Genomic DNA, 20,080 nt, shown 5'->3' on the forward strand with positions numbered 1-20,080 from the left:
TAAGTATATATTCGTAGACGAAGTAAGTACTACTGCGTTTTCCGGCATATAATTTTGATTGATTTATAACGTGATGAAACAACAATTAATTAGCTTGTTTTTTTGCGGTGTATTATTATTGCAAGGGTGTACCGAAAAGAAAAATGAGGCACAACTAGAGAAGACTCTATCTGTCTATCAAGTAGATTTGAAGTCGGAATCACCCAAAGAAAGTATTGATAGATTTCTGGCCGGTATGGAGATCCGGTTGTTACCTTTGGAGTCGGGAGACAGTATCCTGTTTAAAGGCTCCGCCTCTACCATCCATTTGGCAGATGATGATATATTCCTTTTAGATGCTTCTCAGCGTGTGATTTTCCGTTTCGGCAGGGATGGTAAGTTCAAGAACAAGATCTTTCGGAACGGGCAAGGCCCGGAGGAATATAACGTGCTATTCAATATGGCTTTGTTTGACAATAAGGTTTATGCTTTGGATAATACGAAGATCCAGCTGTATGACTATGAGGGTAATTATCTCAAAACTGTTCCCCTGAAAAATGATGGTCGTCAGGTAGCTGTCGCTAAAGATGGCACGATAGCTGTCGCTTCCAATTATATCCAGCCTTATCAGCTAACCCTATATCGTCCGGATGGTACGATCTCCGAATATTTACCTAGCGATAAGAACTTATTGAAACAGCAAATCTCTCAGTCCACCTATCATTCGTTGAAGAGATATGGCGATCGGATCTTGTTGACAAATTATTTTGATCCATCCATCTATCAGCTGGAAGATACCGTGTCTGCCTTCGCCACGCTTGACTTCAAAGGCATGAATATCCCCTCCAATATGTTTAGTGGTACGGATGAGGAGATCGCCAACCGGTTCCGTGAATACCGCGAGGGAGATAAGGCCATTCTCTCATTCGATCGCTTGACCGTTACGGACGACTGGGTTGTGTTTGCGCCTTCTTTGATCTGGGATCCATGTGTGGTTTATTATAACCGTAAGTCGGATACTTATCTTCTGAATAAGAACTGGGGGCAACCTTACGATTTGTTCTTCGGAGGCTACAGGGCACCGGACGGATATGATGAGAAGAGCCGGGAGTTTTACCAACTGGTCAATGCCGTAGAGCTGAAAGAGGTCGTAGGGGAAATCGCCAAAGCGGCCCCGAATTATCAAGATACCTATCCGTTTTTGAAGGGTGTGGATGTATCCCAAATAGATGATAATACGAATGATTGGATTGTATTCTTTAAGTTACGGTCTTAGAGGATATATAACTTGTATGGGAGAATATGACCGATCTCTGTATTATCTTCAACGATGTGATCTGCTATTAGTTCTTATTCAAAATGGGAGGAATTGCGTTTGATCAAGCGTTTTTTCCTGCCAGTCAAGCGTATTGTCAAGGAAAGTTTTTGAGATCATATGTTCTTATCTTGTTCCGATAAAAAGGAATGTCTATCTTTGTTCATGGTAAGTATATCTAAACGATCATCGTTATGAGTCAGACAATTTATCCTATCGGCATACAGAACTTCGAGAAGATCCGTAAAGACGGTTATCTCTATATTGATAAGACAGCTTTGATTTATCAGTTGGTTAAGACCGGAAGTTACTATTTCTTGAGTCGTCCGCGGCGTTTCGGCAAGAGTCTCTTGCTATCTACGTTGGAGGCCTATTTCCAAGGAAAGAGGGAGCTGTTCGAGGGGTTGGCGATGGAACGGTTGGAGAAAGACTGGGAGGTATATCCGGTCTTGCATCTGGATCTGAATACTCGTTATTATAAAGACACTGCCGCGCTGACTAGTATCTTGAATGAATTCTTGGAGAAATGGGAGGCTCTGTATGGAACGGAGAAACAGGGACGTGCCTTGGAGGAGCGTTTTAGCTATGTGATAGAACAGGCTTACCGCCAGACCGGGCATCGCGTGGTGATATTGATTGACGAGTATGACAAGCCCTTATTGCAGAACCTGCACGATGAGGATATGCAGGATCAGTTGCGGAACATGTTGAAGCCTTTTTACGGCGTGTTGAAGACGATGGATGGAGCCATCCGTTTCGCCTTGCTGACTGGGGTGACGAAGTTTGGAAAGGTAAGCGTGTTTAGCGATTTGAATAACCTCATGGACATATCGATGGACGATCGTTACGTGGAGATATGTGGCATCACGGAGAAAGAGATACATACTTGTCTGGAAGATGAGGTGAGGGAACTGGCCGGAGCGCAAGATATGACCTACGAGGAGACCTGCCTGAGACTCAAAGAATGCTATGATGGATACCATTTCGTGGAGAATTCCATCGGTATGTATAATCCTTTCAGCCTGCTGAATACGTTCGCTCGCCGGAAATTCGGCGATTATTGGTTCGAGACCGGTAGGCCCTCTTACCTTGTTGAATTACTCAAGCATACCCATTACGACCTTTATGAGATGGCGAACACGGAGACCGATGTGGATGTGTTGAACAGTATTGACTCTGCCTCGATAAATCCCGTCCCCGTGATCTACCAGAGTGGCTACTTGACGATCAAGGATTACGATCCTGAATTTGGTATCTACCGGCTAGGTTTCCCGAACCGGGAAGTGGAAGAGGGTTTCGTGAAATATCTCCTTCCATTTTACACGAGTGTTAGTGCGCCCAAGACCCCTTTCGAGATCGGGCAATTCGTACGAGAGATACGCTCCGGTGATTACGATGCGTTCTTCCGCCGCTTGCAAAGCTTCTTCGCTGATACACCCTATGAGGTGATCGCCGGTCAGAAGCCGGAGCGTGATACGGAGTTGCATTACCGGAACGTGCTTTTTATCGTATTTAAGTTGGTTGGACTTTATACGCAGGTGGAATATCATACCTCACAAGGGCGTATTGATCTCGTTTTAAAGACCGATCGCTATATCTACGTGATGGAATTCAAGCTGAACGGCACCGCCGAGGAGGCGTTGCGCCAGATTGAGGAGAGACAGTATGCGCTTCCCTTTGCGAGTGATCCGCGGCAAGTTTTTAAGATCGGCGTGAACTTCTCCTCTGTGACCCGTAACATCGAGCGATGGTTGGTGGAATAATAATCTATTAAGTATATGAACTGGAAACAAACGCTTTTCTGGTCTTTTTCGGCAGCTGCTATTTTTTATTATTTCCTGCTTTTTGGCGTGTTTGTGTTTGTCGGTCAGGAGGAGATGCAATTGTTTATACCTGAGTGGTGGTATATCCGGGAGTTCCTTTTTCAGCCGGGAGGATTTTGCGCTGTCGCCGGGCAATGGATCATTCAATACTACCGGCAGCCTATGTCGGCGGTGGTTTTCCATACGGTTTTACTCGTTGGTTGCGGATTTATGGTCTATAGGATCTTGCGTTGTTTTTCTGACAAGACCTACCTGCTGTTCCTTTCTTTATTGCCGGTCCTGTATCTGGTTAAGATGAGTATTCATGGGGAGTATTTGGTGGACGGGACGGTTGGCGTGGTTTTGATGCTTTTAGCTTTGTCGGTCTCGCTAAAGGTGCGGAGGGCGGGTTCTATTGCCGGATACGGAATTGCCTCTACACTTTTTTTATGTGGGCTGACCGGGTTTCTATCTGTCTGTTACGCTTTCTTATATACGCTGTTAGCCTTACTCCGCTACAAAACGTCGCGGCAAAGATTGGCCGCCTCTGCCTGCTTGATCCCAGCGCTTTTTATCTATTTGTTTAGCGGATGGTTAGGGATTCCTGTACCTTTGTCTGATGGATGGATGCCGGAAGCCTATCTGGAGATACAGCGATTACCTCATTATTATATGTATCGTGTATGGACTTTCTTTACCCTTTCGATTGTCGGTGTTGCTTTATTCGCTCGCTTTGTTCCGGTGATTGGCGAGAAGAGTAAATGGATGGATCGGGTAGCCCTTGTTGTTTGTCTGATCACGGTGCTGGTATCCATACGGTTTTGCCTGCCGGAACCTTGGCATGCGCAACGCATGATGCTTGACGAGCTCTCTTTCTTAGCCCGGGAGAGGCAATGGGACGCTATTATTGATAAGTACCGGGGAAAGCAGATCTATAATTATGTTAGCTTAAACTATTTGAATATGTCGTTGGCCCATAAGGGAGAATTGGCCGACCGGATGTTTACTTTCGATCAGAAAGGAACGAAAAGCTTATGTGCCGATTGGAATCAGACCTTTTACATGGATCGTTTATTGAGCGATGTTCATTTTCTTGTTGGCGATGTCTCTTTGTCTGAAAGTTTTGCGATGGACGGATTTACGCAAGCCAAACGTAAAGGGAGTGCCCGCATGTTGCAACGTTTCGTGCAAGTTTGTCTGATTAGGGGTGAGGTGGCGCTGGCCAAGAAATATTTGGACTTGCTTGCCGCTATGCCATTCTATAAAGATTGGGCTTGCCGTTATGCTACCTATCTGGTACATCCGGAATTAATGGATAAAGATCCGGAGTTGAGTGACAAATATATGCCTGTTGAGAAAAGGGATCGACTGAGTTTGTCCGTACCTGTCGATTCCTTATGGAGTGGATACAATCTTCCGGATCATCGGATCAGTTGGGAATACCGGGGATGTTATTATTTGTTGGGTAAGAAGCTGGATGCATTTGGCCGATTCTTGGAAGAAACACCTTTCATGAAGGGGGAACCGATACCCCGGCATTTCCAAGAAGCCGGATTGTTGTTGGCGGACAAAGACAGTATATCGCTTTCCTCCTATTCCATACAGCCGGAGATCGTGGACCGATACCGGGAATTCAAGCAGGTTTTGGGACGATCTGCCAACCAAGTGGATGTGTCCTCGATATATCGACAATTTGGAGATACCTATTGGTATTATTTCTATTTCAAGATCTTTAAAGGAGAAGAACAATGAAGCGATTATCTATCTGTTGGATTATAGGTTGTCTTTTGGAACTTGTAGCTTGTAGGCCGGAAGTTCCTACGCAAGCGGAACAAGGAGAAACTGACGTGTTTCCGGATTACAGGGAAGTTACTGTACCGGTCAATATGGCCCCTCCCAATTTCAAGTTGGTTGATCAACAGCTACAGGGGATAATTCGGTTGAAAACTATGAATGGGGAGTTGATAATCGCAGCCGATCATGGTGTTTTCAACCTGCCGGAAACGGATTGGAAGGTCTTATCGCAGGACGCACAAGGAAAACAAATAGATGTGACGGTTTATTTTCGAGAACCTCAAAGTGATTGGAAACAAATGAGTTTCCCTATCTATGTGTCAAGAGATTCCGTTGACGCTTATTTGGTGTATCGCCGTATTTTTCCCGGATATCGGATGTGGAACGAGATGGGGATTTATCAACGATGTGTTGAAAACTATGTTGAAAAGTCTATTCTTGATAACCAATCGACAAATAATAGTTGTATGAACTGCCATGCCTTTTGTGAGCGACAAGGGGAACAAATGCTTTTTCATCAGCGGGGTTCTCATAATGGGACTTACTTGATTGATCATCGGCAGGTAAAGAAGATTGCGTTGGAACGGGACGGTAAGCCGGCTTCGTTCGTTTATCCGTATTGGCATCCATCCGGCCGGTATGTTGCTTTTTCTACCAATGAGACCCACCAGGACTTCCATCTTTCCGATGAGAATCGGATTGAGGTATATGACGTGGAATCGGACGTGCTGATCTATGACACGGAGAAGGAGAGGGTATTCAGTTCGCCATTATTGGCTTCTATGGCGTGTTATGAGACTTTTCCCACTTTTACTCCGGATGGCAACTATCTGCTGTTCTGTTCGGCGGATTCTGTCTGTATGCCAGAAAATTATCGGGATGTCCGGTATAACCTGTTACGAGTCGCTTTTGATCCGAAAGACGGTTCGATTGGAACCCAAGTGGATACCTTATATAATGCGAGAGAAGCGGGCCGGAGTGTTAAGTTCCCGAGAGTCTCCCCGGATGGGAAGCGGCTACTTTATACGGTGTCCGATTATGGCAATTTCTCTATTTGGCATAAGGATGCGGATTTGCATATGCTGGATCTGTCTACCGGGGCAATCGATTCTTTGCCGGAAGTGAATAGCCCGGATGTAGAGAGCTATCATTCTTGGAGCGGCAATAGTCGTTGGTTTGTCTTTTCCAGCCGGCGGGGCGATGGGCTTTTCACACGTCCGTATTTGGTGCATGTGGATGAGCGGGGGCAGTGCGGCAAGCCCTTCTTGTTACCGCAAGCGTCTCCGGATTATTATGAGCGTTCCCTGTTCTCTTTTAATGTCCCGGAATTTATACGGACTCCGGTTCTAATCTCGAAGGAAAGGCTGGTCGAGGCCTCGGGAAAAGAAGAGGTCACGACCATTAAACGTATCGAGGGCATCTAATTTTTCGCTTCTTTGTGCCGAAGGTATTTATAAAAGTCGTACTTTTGCGCTAAAATCAAAACGATGCGAAAAGTTCATTTGATCTCCGTAACCGAACCTTTGGTTTTAGATCTAGCCCTAGCACTTCGAGAAAAAGGATATGAGGTAAGCGCTTCCGGTTGTGGTCTGACTGAAGAGATGATAGGAAGACTTCATAACGCAGGCTGTACCTGTTATGGGGATGGGTGGTTTCCGGAGAAATTAATAAAAGATATTCACTCGGTGGTTTTGGGTGCTAAAGTAAAGCAAGATAACCCGGAATTATTGCGTGCGAAGGAATTGGGGATGTTAATCCAATCCATTCCGGAATTTATATTTCAACGGACTCGGTCGAAAACTCGGGTTGTTGTGGCGGGTAGTCGTGGAAAGAAGACAATTATTTCCATGATGGTCTGTGCGTTGCGCCGGCAAAAGTTGGCGTTCGACTATGCGTTGACTAGCAAGGTGGACTCGCTTCCGAATCGGATACATTTGAGTTATGAGGCACGTATCGCTTTGATCGAAGGAGATGAGCATATCACCTCTGCCTTGGACAAGCGTTTCCAATTGGAATTCTATCGTCCGCATATCGCCATCCTGACGAATTTATCTTGGTCTACCGAGACGGATCATGCGACTCCGGAGGCCTATTTATCCACTTATCAATCTTTCTCCGTTTCTATTGAGCGGGAAGGGAAATTGATTTATTTTGGAGGTGATGATACTGTCAGTCAGTTGGCAGGGGACGTCCGGAGCGATATCACCGCTATCCCTTTTGAGGAACATCCGGTCGTGGAGAAAGACGGGCAGACTTTTCTGCATACTCGCTACGGAGACTATCCGGTGCGGATTCCCAATCGCTATTTCTTGATCAATCTGAATGCGGCACGTTTGGCTTGCCGGCAGTTAGGCGTTAAAGACGCGGATTTTTATCAAGCGTTATCGGAATATAGTTTATCTTTGCCGATATGATAATAGCTAGACAAAAAAGAAAAGAGAATATCGCTGAATATCTGCTTTATATGTGGCAGGTTGAGGACTTGATCCGGGCGAATAAGTTCGATATGGATTCGATCAACCGCACGGTGATCGCCCATTACGACCAGCCCGAGGAGGTGAAGAAGGAAATCGCTCAATGGTATGAGGAATTGATCGAGATGATGCGTAGCGAAGGGGTGATGGAGAAAGGTCACATCCAATTGAACAAGAATGTGATTATTACTTTGACCGATTTGCATCTTCGTCTTTTGAAATCTCCGAAAGAGATGGTTTATAGCGCAGCTTATTATAAGACGCTTCCTTATATCGTACAGCTCCGGGCTAAATCGGGTGGAGAGGATCTGCCGGAGCTAGAAACTTGTTTCGCCGCCGTATATGGCTATCTGCTTTTGCGTATGCAAGGGAAAGAGGTGAGTGCGGAGACGTTAGAGGGTATTAAACAAATCAGTTCCTTCTTGGCGTTGCTCGCCGAGAAATATCGGGAAGATATGAAAGGGGAACTTAAACTAGAGGATTAATAATAGATATAGACATGAAGACAGTTTTGGTAACCGGAGCGAACGGTCAATTGGGAAATTCTATCCACGCTCGTATCAGCCAGTATCCCGGCTATAATTTTCTTTTTACGGATATAGATACGTTGGATATTTGCGACAAGGAGGCCGTCCGGAAATATGTCTTGGAAAATGATGTTCAATATGTCATGAATTGCGCCGCTTATACGGCGGTGGATAAAGCGGAGGAGCATGAGGATCTGTGTATGCGCATCAACCGGGATGCGGTACGGAACTTAGGTGAGGCCGCTCATGCCGTGGGTGCGAAGGTGATTCATGTATCTACCGATTATGTGTTCGATGGAACGAGTTGCCGTCCTTATCTGGAAAGCGATGCGACTTGTCCTGTTTCCGTATATGGACGTACGAAACTGGCGGGAGAGCAGGCCTTGATGGAGGTGTGTCCGGATTCCGTGATTATCCGTACGGCTTGGTTGTATTCCGAGTATGGAAACAATTTTATGAAGACGGTATTGCGTTTGGGAAAGGAGCGGGATGAGTTGCGTTTCATATTCGACCAAGTGGGTACGCCTACTTATGCCGGAGATTTAGCGGTCGCTATGCTTGCCGTGCTGGAACGTGCCGAGGCGGGTAAATTTATACCGGGTATCTATCATTTCTCGGACGAGGGGGTGTGTAGCTGGTATGATTTTACGGTAAAGATCTTGCAAATAGCAGGTATGAATAACCGGGTGATACCCATAGAGACCAAGGATTATCCGACACCGGCCAGCCGGCCGCATTATAGCGTATTGAATAAAGGTAAGATAAAAAGCACGTACGGACTGACGATTCCCCATTGGGAGACTAGCTTGGCCTACTGCATGAATAACAAAGTGTAACTGATAACAATATATACATATAAAATAGAATGAGCCAGTATTCAGAAGAGATTGAAAGAAGAAGAACGTTTGCCATAATCAGCCACCCGGATGCCGGTAAGACTACGCTTACCGAGAAATTATTGTTATTTGGTGGCGCTATCCATGTAGCGGGAGCGGTGAAGTCTAATAAAATCAAGAAGACTGCCACGTCCGACTGGATGGAGATTGAGAAGCAACGCGGTATCTCCGTAGCTACCTCCGTAATGGCTTTTGATTATTCCGATCATAAGATTAATATCTTGGATACACCGGGCCACCAAGATTTCGCCGAGGATACGTTCCGTACCTTGACGGCGGTGGATAGCGTTATTATCGTGATCGATATCGCTAAGGGAGTAGAGGCGCAGACTCGTAAGTTGATGGAGGTTTGCCGTATGCGTAAGACTCCGGTGATCGTTTTTGTCAACAAGATGGACCGTGATGGTAAAGATCCTTTTGATTTGCTGGATGAGATAGAAGAAGAATTACAGATAAAGGTACGCCCATTGAGTTGGCCGATCGATATGGGACAACGTTTCCGGGGCGTATACAATATTTTCGAGCAGAAACTGAACCTATATACCCCGAGTAAGCAATATGTGACGGAGAATGTGGAATTCAAGGATATCACGAGTCCGGATCTCGAGACTTATATTGATCCTACGCAAGCCGCAAAGCTTCGTGAGGATATAGAGTTGATAGAGGGGGTTTATCCCGAATTTGATGTGAATACGTATTTGGATGGGGATATCGCTCCGGTATTCTTTGGCTCCGCTCTGAATAACTTCGGTGTGAAAGAGCTATTGGATTGCTTTATCCGTATCGCTCCCTCGCCACGTCCGATCCATGCGGTAGAGCGTGTGGTAGACCCGAATGAGGATAATTTCACCGGCTTTATTTTCAAGATCCATGCGAATATGGACCCGAACCATCGCAGTTGTATCGCTTTTGTGAAGATTTGTTCCGGTCGTTTTGAGCGTAACGCGAACTATAAGCATGTACGTTTCGGTAAGATGATGCGTTTCAGTAGCCCGACGGCTTTCATGGCTCAGAAGAAAGAAGTGGTGGATGAGGCGTTCGCGGGTGATATTATCGGTTTGCCGGATACCGGGAACTTTAAGATAGGGGATACGTTGACTTCCGGAGAGGAATTGCATTTCAAGGGATTGCCGAGCTTCTCGCCCGAGATGTTCAAATATATAGAGAACGCCGATCCGATGAAGGCAAAGCAATTGAACAAGGGTATTGAGCAATTGATGGACGAGGGTGTCGCCCAGTTGTTTACCAATCAATTCAATGGCCGGAAGATTATCGGTACGGTGGGACAATTGCAGTTTGAGGTTATTCAATACCGTCTGTTGCATGAGTATGCCGCTCAATGTAAATGGGAGCCGATCAGCCTATACAAGGCTTGCTGGATCGAGAGTGATAACAAACAGGCATTGGAAAATTTCAAGAAACGTAAGGCGCAATATATGGCGTTGGATAAGGAAGGCCGTGATGTTTATTTAGCGGATTCCAGCTATGTATTGATGATGGCCCAACAGGATTTTCCGGATATTAAGTTCCATTTTACATCAGAGTTCTAATATGAAAAGTCAATTCTCCATTCTTTGTTTACTTGTTAATATCTTGTTGATAAGTTGTGAACAGGCTCCCCAATACTATGAGGTATCTGGAAGGCTTCATACACCTTATCATATTAAGTTTGAGCATACTAAACCATTGGATAAGGAGATTGACGAGCAGTTGAAATATTTCTACCACCTGTTTAATGCTTTTGATTCTACTTCGGTAATCAGTCAGGTAAACCAGAACCGTGACATACGGGTAGATACGCTCTTCCAAAAAGTCTTTAAGAAGGCGCTTGAAGTGTCTACTGAGACAAATGGGGCCTACGACGTGACTTGCGCCCCGTTGATCAACCTTTGGGGGTTTGGCTTCAGCCGGAAGGATAGCGTAACCCCTGCCCATATCGACAGTGTCCGTCAGTTTATCGGTTTTCAGAAAGTGCGTTTAGAAGGGGATCGCATCGTGAAGGACGATCCTCGCTTAATGATGAACTTTTCTTCTTTGGCGGATGGAACGGTTTGCGATATGATAGCCCAAATGCTGGAGAAGAAAGGGGTCCGTAATTATTTGGTGGAGTTTGGTGGCGAGATGCGTGTGAAAGGCGTGAATCCCTCGGGCATGGATTGGCGCTTAGGGATCACGAAGCCTACGGATGACGCTGCCGGCATGAATCAAGAACTCGAGCAGATCGTTAGCTTCCCGAAACCGTTAGGAATGGCTACATCAGGCAATTATCGTAATTTTTATATAAAGGATGGACGTAAATACGCTCATACGATCGACCCCCGTGAAGGTTGCCCTGTACAGCGGGATATCCTTAGTGCTACGATTGTCGCCCCGGATGCCATGACCGCTGATGCGTATGCTACCGCATTTATGGTCTTAGGCTCGGAGGAGGCTAAATCCTTATGCGCTAAAGTGCCGGGTCTTGAATATTTTATTATTTGTTCCGATTCGATAGGAGACGGGTATCATCCGGAATACTCTGAGGGATTTCGCCGATACATAGTGACTGCCGATAAGTAATCAGTTAATTTATAATGTATTAAGATGTAGTTCTTAGAATAGGCATTGTAAGGTCTTTATGATGCCCATTCTAAGGATCATATAATGCCCATCGTAAGCACTCTATAATGGGCATTGTAAGAAAGAATATCTTATAAGATGGACCGGATCTCATCCAAGGAGCGGACTGTATAGGTTGGGATGAAGCCTACGGCAGGTAATCCTTCCGGATTCAACCATATCTGGTCGATCTTGGATTGGTAAGCCCCAATGATATCAGCTTCCCAGCTATCCCCGATCATTAAGCTCTCGGACCGGCGTGAGTTCGTGTTCTTTAAGGCGAAGTCGAAAATACCTTTATGGGGTTTTTGTATATTAGCGTCCTCGGACAGGATCATCCGTTCGAAATAAGGAGCCAAGCCTGCGTTGCTAAGTTTCTTGAATTGTACCTCACGGAATCCATTGGATAAAATAAATAACCGATAGGAAGGGCGAAGATATTCCAGTAATTCAATGGCTCCGGGCACTAATCGGGTTTTGGTGGTCGTGCGTTGCAAGAAATCATTATTTACCGATAAGACGGTTTTCTTATCTTCTATTCCTAACGGACGAAGTACATAGAGAAATCGATCCAAGATTAAGGTTTGCCGGTCTATTTCCCCTGAACGATACTTGGCCCATAAGTCTAGATTATGAGGCATATAAATATCAAAGAAAGCCTCGAAGGAGGCATAATACCGATTAAAGTGGTAATCGGTATATAGCTCTTCAAGGCATTCTTTATTGTTATGGTACGTATCCCAAAGGGTATCGTCCAAATCGATAAATATACTTTTATAAATCATTATCCAACTTCGATCACTAAATACTTGCCTAGGCTCCAGAAAGCCTTCTCGTCATTTATTTTCAAGGTCAAGTTTCCGTCTTCATCCTCTACGAACTCATAAGATCCTTCCGGATGATTGGATTTTAGTTTAGCCTTGCTTGCGAACAAAGGAATTTCTTTTACCTCACGGATATCGATAGAGATGAAATAATCCTTGTTGAAACCACTCTGCAATACTTTAGATTTAGAGAACAGGCCACCACCGGATAAGATCTTCTGTTCCTTCAATTCCTTGGAAGTACCGAAACAGTAGTAAGCCGTGTGAAGGGCTTTATCTTGAGCGTTCAATTTCTCGGATTGAGCGGCTGCGGTAGTAGCCAGACTTTCCACATCCTCATTCAAGGAACTTACCATCTCGTCCAATTCTTGGATACGTACGTTCTTCTTTGCCAAATCCTCTTGCAAAGCGACAATCATCGTTGCCTTTTGATCCAGCTCGGAGGAAAGACGATCGATCGTCTTTCGTAATGCGGAAGATTGAATACCGCTTTTCTTCAATTTCTCCTCCAACTGGCTGATTTGCTCCTTGTTCTTCTTCAAGGTCTCGCTGATCAATTGCATGTTCTGCTTGATTTGATCTCTGCGTGACTGATTTAGCTCACCGCCGGTTTGTTGTTGGATTGTCAAATAATTCTCGGCATCACGTATAGATTGAAAATCAGATTCAATATCATTTAGGGTGGAGAGCATATCATTAAGCTCATCCGTGTTCTTCGTATTCTCGATACGTAGAGAATCGTTCTCAGCCTTTAGTTTCTTGTAATCCGCTGAATTTTGGCCGCAAGAGGCCAGCATGGCTGTGCAGACACATACTAATAATACTTTCTTCATGTTCTTTTTGCTTGTTAAGTTAAACATCTTTTTCTGTCTCTTTGTCCTTTTTATCTTTTAAGCCTGCTAATACAATAACAATCTCACCCCTTGGTTCGTTCACGGTAAAATGCTGAATTACTTCTTCTAAGGAGCCTCGTACGGTTTCCTCGTGTAATTTGGATATTTCCCGGGATACTGATACTTGGCGGTCCGTACCGAAAAACTCGGCGAATTGTGTCAAGGTCTTGAGCAGACGGAAAGGTGATTCATAAAAAATAATAGTCCGGTATTCCAAAGCCAATTCTTTTAGCCGGGTCTGCCTTCCTTTCTTTTGAGGGAGAAACCCCTCGAAACAGAACTTCTCATTGGGTAATCCGGACGCTACCAAGGCGGGCACGAAAGCTGTAGCTCCGGGCAGGCACTCTACGTCTACCCCTTGGCGAACACATTCCCTCACCAACATGAATCCCGGATCGGAGATGGCCGGCGTACCGGCATCGGAAACAAGGGCGATATTCTCGCCTCCCTTGATACGGGCCGCGATTTGCTCTACCGTCTTATGTTCATTGAACTTGTGGTGGGACTGCATCTTGTTTTGTATCTCGAAATGTTTCAGCAAGATGCCGGTCGTACGGGTATCCTCCGCTAAAATAAGATCAGCTTCTTTTAGCACACGGATCGCCCGGAATGTCATATCTTCCAAGTTACCAACAGGGGTTGGGACTACAGTCAATTTTGCCATATCGTATATTTATGAGAAGCGTTTTTCCAATAGCTTGATGAAATCGGCTACGGAAGCGTCTTCTATATTCCAGTTCAACACCTTGTTCAGATAAGTGACCGATTCCTCGTACGAGCTAAGATCGTTCAGGTCTGAGATCGCCTTATTCATTTTCTCCTCATTTCCTCCGAATAATTCCCTTCTGAAGCGGAAACGATCATTTAAACTGAATGCCTTACGGAAATCAGAAAGATTCTTTTTCTCCAATATATCATTCAGTGAAATACTGGATTTATCCGCTAATATAGTTTTATGTGGAATCTCTATCTCTTTCAAGGGGATTGTCTCTTGTACGATCTTTTCTTCTGGGATCACTTTTTCGACAATTGGTTCTACTACGATAGGTTCCTCAACGACCGGTTCTTGTACCTGTACGACCTCGATCGTAGGGGATACTTCCGGAGCCGGTTGCACCTCCGGCATCTGTAAAGGTTTACTTACGGGAATAGAATCGATAAGTCGTTGATGTTCCTCCATTTGTTTACGCAAAGCCTCTAACTGAAACTCCTCCAGCGTATGAAGCTCCTTCAATACCTTGTGGGTCAACTGGAAGGTCTGGTTGAAGAAAGAGGCGGGATAAATTTCCGCGTCCCTCATTCCGGCTACCAACTTCTCCAGCTCCCTGATATCGATCAATAGATAATCTATTTTTTCCTTGTTTGCCATTTCTATATGTTTTTCAGATGCTATAAATCATCCGGACATACGTATGTTTTGCAACAAAAATAAGTATTTCTTGTCAATGTTGCCAGTTTCGATCTTAAAATATTGTAAATCATTCGACGAACTCGTCCGGTAAATTCACCAGATATAGGTGATGGGTCGCCCGGGTAAAAGCCGTGTAGAGCCACCGATAGAAATCCTCACCAAGCATTTCCTCCGTGATGTAACCGATATCGAGAAAGACGTTCATCCATTGGCCGCCTTGGGCTTTATGGCAGGTTACCGCATAAGCGTATTTTACTTGGACGACGTTGTAATGAGGATCTACCTTCATCTTTTTCATTTTTCCCGCCTTGCTAGGAATGTCCTCGTAATCTTCCAATATGGTGTAAAAGAGCTTGTCGTTTAGCTCCTTAGGGAGGGCGGGGGAGTCGGTCTGTAAAGTATCTAATAGGATTTTCAAATCGATTTCCAGATCATAATCTTGAAAACGAGCCGTGATGTCGGCAAAGCGGAAGCCATACATCTCCGTGACACGGCGTACTCGCATGACTTGAATGATCTCTCCGTTCGCTATAAAGTCCATCTCCTTGCAATTCGCTGTCCAATAATAATTGTTCTTCGCTACCATTAAATGATCGCCGGACGATAGCTCTTCTTCCCTGTATAGGATACGGTTACGTATGCCGTTATTATAAATCGTTGCTCGTTTATTCGAGCGGGAGATAATCATTGTCTCTTCCATACCGTCGCGGCTATAGGCGGAAGATATTTCCTCAATTAGCTCATCTCCATTGACTTTCGTGAAATCGGAGAAGCCTTTTAATTGTAATTTCGGAAAGATCTCGACCGTGTGGTTTCGTAGTGCGTCTCGTAGCCGGGTTGCGTTGAACAGGATTCCCGAGTCCTCGCTTTGGCGTACGACTTGAGTTAACGCTATCTCCCAAACCTGTAGGTTGTAACCCCGTAATATCTCGGGATTCAAGGCGGGACTCTCCGTTTGCATCACCGGAGGAAGCTGTGCGACATCTCCCATTAGGATAAGACGGCAGTTTTCCCCGGAATAGACATACTGGATTAAATCGTCCAACAGGCGTCCGGAGCCAAAAACAAATGAATCCAATCCCTCGTTGGCGATCATAGAAGCCTCGTCGACGATAAAAAGTGTATCTTTATGTAAATTATCTGCCGGCATGAAGCCCGTCGGCTCATTGGAAAACGCCCGTTGACGATATATTTTTTTATGAATTGTATACGCTTTTTGGCCAGCGTAGCCCGAGAAAACTTTAGCTGCTCGTCCGGTTGGAGCCAACAAAAACGTTTTTTGCTTTAGTTCGTTAAGCGTTTTCACCAAAGCCCCGACCAGAGAGGTTTTTCCGGTTCCTGCGTAGCCTTTCATCAGTAGAAGGCTGTCCGGTTCCTCAGACAAGAGAAATTCGGTAAGCGTATGAAGCGCTAAAAACTGATCATCCGTCGGTTTATAGGGGAAATTTCGTTCGATTTGCTGGCTTATGTAACTATTTATCATTTTGATCGCAATAATTTTCGCGATAAAGGTAGTGTATTAAATATTCTTTTTTAAATTTGCCGAACGAAATAAATTCAAAAAACAATACAAACCATGAAAGTTACATTAAAGATTTTATTAGCTGCCGCAGTTGTACTGCTAGTTTACATGTGCTACAAGAGCGTCACTGGTCCGATTGAGTATGATGATCAGAAGACTATTCGTGACAATGCGATCATCGCCCGTTTGATTGAAATCCGTAAGGCTCAGATCGAATACAAGAACATGTATAAGACTCATGCCGGAAGTTTCGATGATTTGGAGAAATTCTTGAATACGGATAAGTTGCCGTTCTTGATCAAGGAAGGTGTATTGACGGATGAGCAGTTGGAGAAAGGTATGACAGAAGCAGAGGCTGTTAAGAAAGGTTTAATCAGACGTGATACCATGTGGGTATTGGCGAAAGATACTTTGCTGGGTAAGAACTATGATGTAGCGGCTATGCGTTATGTTCCGGCCGTTCCGGGTGAAAAGATTACTTTCAAGATGGATACGGCTACGTTGAAATCTGGTTCTGGTTATGAGATCAAAGTATTCGCTTGTGAGGTTCCTTACAAAGAATATTTGCGTGACATGGATGCTCAGTTGACTTATAACTTGATCGACAAGGCAGAGAAACAAGGTAAGTTCCCGGGATTGCGCGTAGGTTCTTTGGAAGAAATTAATAACAACGCAGGTAACTGGGAATAATCAGCGGCTCATATGACTATCAGCATTCCTGATACGTTAACTACTGATAATTCGGAAAAGTATATAGTGTCCATCCGGCTTCGGTCGGGTGGACTTTCTTTTTCCGGGTATGATCCCTCGGCTGGAGGAAGTTTCTTTTATCGGGAAACGGAATTCGATCGGGCGGTCTCTTTCATTTCTTCCCTTAAGGAGTTTTTCTTCGCTCATGAGTTTCTTACGTGGACTTATAAACGGATTAACGTGATCTGTGTATCTCCGGAATATAGCTTGGTCCCTGATAATTATTGGGGGGACGGTAAGGAAGGGCATTTATTGGATTTCTGCTTTTCTACACTGGAATTGCATTGCTTAACCGATATTTTAAAGGAACAACAGGCTAAGTTGGTGTTTGGTGTGGACGAGGAGGTTTACGAATTTTGCTCCCGTTCTCTTTTGCATCCTTTTTTCTCCCACTACATGACTTCTCCGCTAACGCTATGGACAAAAGAAAGTAGTGCTAGCTTACCCCGGCAAATGTATGTCGTGATAGAACGAAAGCGGATGGATGTGGCGTGCTATGCTCAAGGGAAACTCTTATTTGTGAACTCTTACCCGATCGACCAATCGGACGATATAGTATACTATATATTATATGTATGGAAACAGGCGGGATTGAACCAAGAAAAGGACCAGTTGCTTTTAGCGGGGGAATCTTCCTCGCGAATGCGGGTTCTGGAGCGATTGCGAACCTATTTACGCCATGTTAAGCCGGTGGAGATCCCTTCGGAAGCCTATTTGCAGGGAACGGATGTAACGAAAGTCCCTATGGATTTAATATCATTATTAATATGCGAATAATAAGCGGTATATACGGTCGTCGGCGTTTTGACGTGCCCTCTTCGTTTAGCGCACGTCCTACGACGGATTTTGCGAAAGAGAATATTTTTAACGTAGTAAATAATTTGGTGGATCTGGAAGGTATGGATGCGTTGGATCTTTTTGCCGGAACCGGAAGTATCTCTTTTGAGTTGATCTCACGAGGATGCCGGAATGTAACCGCCATAGAGAAAAATAACGCTCATGCCTCTTTTATAGCCAAGGTAGCGAAAGAGCTGAAGACGGATGCGTTGGCTCTGATTCGTGGGGATGTTTTCCGTTATTTGAATTCAGCCCCTAAGCAAAGTTTCGATTTCATCTTTGCCGATCCCCCATATGCCTTGCCGGAGTTGCCGGAAATACCCGCCTTGGTTTTCGAGCGTGATTTACTAAAGAATGGAGGGATATTCATCATGGAACATCCTAAGACCAATGACTTCTCATCTTTGCCTTATTTTTATCAGCACCGGGTGTATGGCTCCGTGAACTTTAGCATCTTCCTTAAAGAAGGGGAGAAAACAGACGCATAAATGATTCCGCCATGCGTTGCTTGAGGGGGCGCTTTAACCAGCGGGAAGGGATCAAACGCTCACAGTGATGCATGTCGTGTGTAAAGATGCGTTTCATTTGCAGGGCGAATTCCTTTTGATATACGAAAGCGTTAATCTCGAAGTTATGCTCAAAGCTACGGAAGTCCATATTGGCGGACCCGATGCTTGTCAATGCGTCGTCGGACACGACTAGCTTGGAATGCAAGAAGCCCGGTTTGTAGAGGTATACTTTTACGCCGGCCTTTACCATCTCGTCGATAAAGGAATGACTGGCCATATTCGCTGAACGTGTATCGGAACGCTTAGGCAGCATCAAACGAACATCCACTCCCCCTAAGGCGGCGGTTTGCAACGCTTGGTTTAATCCTTCGGTAGGCAGGAAATAAGGGGTTTGTATAAAGATATACTTCTTGGCGTTGGCGATCATGAAAATGGTCGCTTGCAACAAAGTTCTCCATTGACCTACCGGACCGCTAGTGGCGATTTGCATAATATTATCGCTATAGATTTCGGCAGCCGGATAGTAAATCCGATCGTTCAAGAGTTTTTTACTAACCACGTACCAATCGATGAGGAATACGGATTGAAGCCCGTGTACTCCTTTCCCTACGAATTTGAAATGCGTATCCCTCCATGTGCCCCAAGAGGTTCCCTTATCGTATCGGTCGGCTATATTCATGCCTCCCATAAACCCGACTTTACCGTCTATCACGATAATCTTGCGGTGGTTCCGGTAATTCACCTTACTGGTGAAAACGGGGAACGCTACCCTCAAGAACGCATATACCTCGATACCCGCTTCCTTCATTTCCTTAAAGAAGCCGTCTTTTACATTCCAGCAACCCACATCATCATAAAGTACACGTACCTTCACGCCTTCTTTTACTTTCTTGATAAGGAGTTGTTGCACCTGTTTTCCTATCTCGTCATCACAGAATATATAATATTGTATATGGATATGGTGAGTCGCTTTCTGGATCTCTTCCAGCAAGTCTTTGAACTTATCGGTACCATTCGTATAAATCGTGATTTGTGTTCCGTATAGGAGGGAGGATTGGTTGGTGTTAGTCAACAAGGTCGATAAAGGTTTATAGGGGTCCGGAACTACGCAGGCGTCTTGAGGTAATTTACCCTCTTGCGGCCTTTTCATGATGCGTTTATAGGTACGCCTCGATATGATCCGTTGTTTCCGGTTATCTTGTCCAAAGAAGAAATAGAAAAGCAGTCCGATACCGGGTGCTAATAATAAGACGATTACCCAAGGAATTGTCTTTAACGGATTCCTATTCTCTGTAATGATAACTAATACCAGTCCTAATATAGTGACGCTATACAATATGATAAATATCGTACCAACGATTAACTGTATATGAATGGCTGCTAACATGAAACTCTCTCTTTGCTATAATCTGCTAAGATAAGAATGCTTTCCGAGAATAGCAAATTTCCGTATTCTTTTTGGGCTGTATAGAAGGGCCAAAAAGTAAGTTAACTTAAATGGCAAAGTAAGCTAACTTAAATGCCCAAGTAAGTTAACTTACTTTGCCAACGAAGCTAGCTGACTTTGGAAGCGGGGTTATGTACATCTTAAAATAATGAGGTCGTTCTCTAAATATAAAGTGTCATTTGTTGATTTTGGCGCAGACTATTATGAGAAGTATCTATGATAACAATAAAAATATTTAGATTATAAACGACTGTAAAAAACGATCGTTTCAATTAGTCGTTTGCAAAGGTAGGCATTTCTTCGAGACCGGCAACCTTTTCCTGTTAAATTTTGTCCTGCTATATATCTTCTTCTCAATAGGATAGATTAATCAAAGTGTCACGAATATGAGAAAAGAGCATCATCTTTTTGCTTTCTAAAAAAATGCAAGATCTAAACGATCGTTTTCACTAGTCGTTTTTTATGTGGAAGGGTAAGAATAAGAAAAACAGTAAACCAATGA

At 44.5% G+C, this 20,080-nt stretch carries 18 protein-coding genes; 12 read left to right on the forward strand and 6 right to left on the reverse strand.

Going from position 1 to position 20,080, the window contains the following annotated elements:
• Positions 1 to 73 precede the first annotated feature (73 nt).
• The 9 genes from CI959_RS10280 (at position 74) to CI959_RS10320 (ending at position 11,346) form a co-directional block, all read left to right on the forward strand.
• Positions 74 to 1,255: a 6-bladed beta-propeller gene (locus tag CI959_RS10280; RefSeq protein WP_005861310.1), complete on the forward strand. Its 1,182-nt coding sequence runs from the start codon at positions 74 to 76 to the stop codon at positions 1,253 to 1,255.
• Positions 1,256 to 1,488: 233 nt separating this feature from the next.
• Positions 1,489 to 3,057: an ATP-binding protein gene (locus tag CI959_RS10285; protein ID WP_005861312.1), complete on the forward strand. Its 1,569-nt coding sequence runs from the start codon at positions 1,489 to 1,491 to the stop codon at positions 3,055 to 3,057.
• 15 nt (positions 3,058 to 3,072) lie between these two features.
• Positions 3,073 to 4,848, forward strand: a complete 1,776-nt coding sequence (locus CI959_RS10290) for a DUF6057 family protein (RefSeq protein ID WP_057316840.1) — start codon at positions 3,073 to 3,075, stop codon at positions 4,846 to 4,848.
• Entirely contained in the window at positions 4,845 to 6,314 is a 1,470-nt protein-coding gene (locus CI959_RS10295; RefSeq protein ID WP_009276472.1) for a PD40 domain-containing protein, read from the forward strand. The genes CI959_RS10290 and CI959_RS10295 overlap by 4 nt, the downstream gene beginning before the upstream one ends.
• Positions 6,315 to 6,377: 63 nt before the next feature.
• Complete coding sequence (locus CI959_RS10300; RefSeq protein WP_008773847.1) at positions 6,378 to 7,304, forward strand: Mur ligase family protein; 927 nt, start codon at positions 6,378 to 6,380, stop codon at positions 7,302 to 7,304.
• Positions 7,301 to 7,849, forward strand: coding sequence for a DUF4924 family protein (locus CI959_RS10305; RefSeq protein ID WP_005861320.1), 549 nt, complete (start codon positions 7,301 to 7,303; stop codon positions 7,847 to 7,849). The genes CI959_RS10300 and CI959_RS10305 overlap by 4 nt, the downstream gene beginning before the upstream one ends.
• 14 nt (positions 7,850 to 7,863) lie before the next feature.
• A complete protein-coding gene (rfbD, locus tag CI959_RS10310; RefSeq protein WP_008773846.1) occupies positions 7,864 to 8,727 on the forward strand; it encodes a dTDP-4-dehydrorhamnose reductase in 864 nt (287 codons plus the stop codon).
• A 29-nt stretch (positions 8,728 to 8,756) separates the two neighbouring features.
• The gene (locus CI959_RS10315; RefSeq protein WP_008780709.1) at positions 8,757 to 10,337 is read left to right on the forward strand and encodes a peptide chain release factor 3; all 1,581 of its coding nucleotides are present in this window, start codon (positions 8,757 to 8,759) and stop codon (positions 10,335 to 10,337) included.
• 1 nt (position 10,338) lies between these two features.
• Positions 10,339 to 11,346 carry an FAD:protein FMN transferase gene (locus CI959_RS10320; RefSeq protein ID WP_057316839.1) on the forward strand — a complete coding sequence of 336 codons (1,008 nt, stop codon included), beginning with the start codon at positions 10,339 to 10,341 and terminating at the stop codon, positions 11,344 to 11,346.
• A gap of 131 nt (positions 11,347 to 11,477) precedes the next feature.
• Here the strand turns inward: CI959_RS10320 and CI959_RS10325 are convergent, their stop codons facing one another.
• The 5 genes from CI959_RS10325 to CI959_RS10345 form a co-directional block, all read right to left on the reverse strand.
• Positions 11,478 to 12,170 (reverse strand): YjjG family noncanonical pyrimidine nucleotidase, encoded by a 693-nt coding sequence (locus CI959_RS10325; protein ID WP_009276474.1) that lies wholly within the window; start codon positions 12,168 to 12,170, stop codon positions 11,478 to 11,480.
• The gene (locus tag CI959_RS10330; protein WP_005861330.1) at positions 12,170 to 13,042 is read right to left on the reverse strand and encodes a hypothetical protein; all 873 of its coding nucleotides are present in this window, start codon (positions 13,040 to 13,042) and stop codon (positions 12,170 to 12,172) included. Before CI959_RS10330 ends, CI959_RS10325 begins: the two co-directional genes overlap by 1 nt.
• Positions 13,043 to 13,061: 19 nt before the next feature.
• Positions 13,062 to 13,766, reverse strand: a complete 705-nt coding sequence (gene rsmI / locus CI959_RS10335; RefSeq protein WP_005861332.1) for a 16S rRNA (cytidine(1402)-2'-O)-methyltransferase — start codon at positions 13,764 to 13,766, stop codon at positions 13,062 to 13,064.
• 9 nt (positions 13,767 to 13,775) lie between these two features.
• Entirely contained in the window at positions 13,776 to 14,471 is a 696-nt protein-coding gene (locus CI959_RS10340) for a hypothetical protein (RefSeq protein WP_005861334.1), read from the reverse strand.
• A gap of 109 nt (positions 14,472 to 14,580) precedes the next feature.
• Positions 14,581 to 15,996: an ATP-dependent RecD-like DNA helicase gene (locus CI959_RS10345; RefSeq protein ID WP_036632366.1), complete on the reverse strand. Its 1,416-nt coding sequence runs from the start codon at positions 15,994 to 15,996 to the stop codon at positions 14,581 to 14,583.
• A gap of 93 nt (positions 15,997 to 16,089) precedes the next feature.
• Here CI959_RS10345 and CI959_RS10350 point away from each other — a divergent pair, with 93 nt between their 5' ends.
• The 3 genes from CI959_RS10350 to CI959_RS10360 are packed head-to-tail and all read left to right on the forward strand — an operon-like array spanning position 16,090 to position 18,110.
• On the forward strand, positions 16,090 to 16,725 hold the full coding sequence (locus CI959_RS10350) for a hypothetical protein (RefSeq protein ID WP_005861338.1): 636 nt from the start codon (positions 16,090 to 16,092) through the stop codon (positions 16,723 to 16,725).
• Between the two features lie 12 nt (positions 16,726 to 16,737).
• Positions 16,738 to 17,562: a DUF3822 family protein gene (locus CI959_RS10355; RefSeq protein WP_057316836.1), complete on the forward strand. Its 825-nt coding sequence runs from the start codon at positions 16,738 to 16,740 to the stop codon at positions 17,560 to 17,562.
• A complete protein-coding gene (locus CI959_RS10360) occupies positions 17,553 to 18,110 on the forward strand; it encodes an RsmD family RNA methyltransferase (RefSeq protein WP_009276477.1) in 558 nt (185 codons plus the stop codon). Before CI959_RS10355 ends, CI959_RS10360 begins: the two co-directional genes overlap by 10 nt.
• Here CI959_RS10360 and cls read toward each other — a convergent pair.
• Complete coding sequence (gene cls, locus CI959_RS10365; RefSeq protein WP_009276478.1) at positions 18,082 to 19,518, reverse strand: cardiolipin synthase; 1,437 nt, start codon at positions 19,516 to 19,518, stop codon at positions 18,082 to 18,084. The genes CI959_RS10360 and cls overlap by 29 nt on opposite strands.
• Between the last annotated feature and the right edge of the window lie 562 nt (positions 19,519 to 20,080).

The sequence above is a fragment of the Parabacteroides sp. AT13 genome, from assembly GCF_002272965.1.
GTDB lineage: Bacteria > Bacteroidota > Bacteroidia > Bacteroidales > Tannerellaceae > Parabacteroides > Parabacteroides distasonis.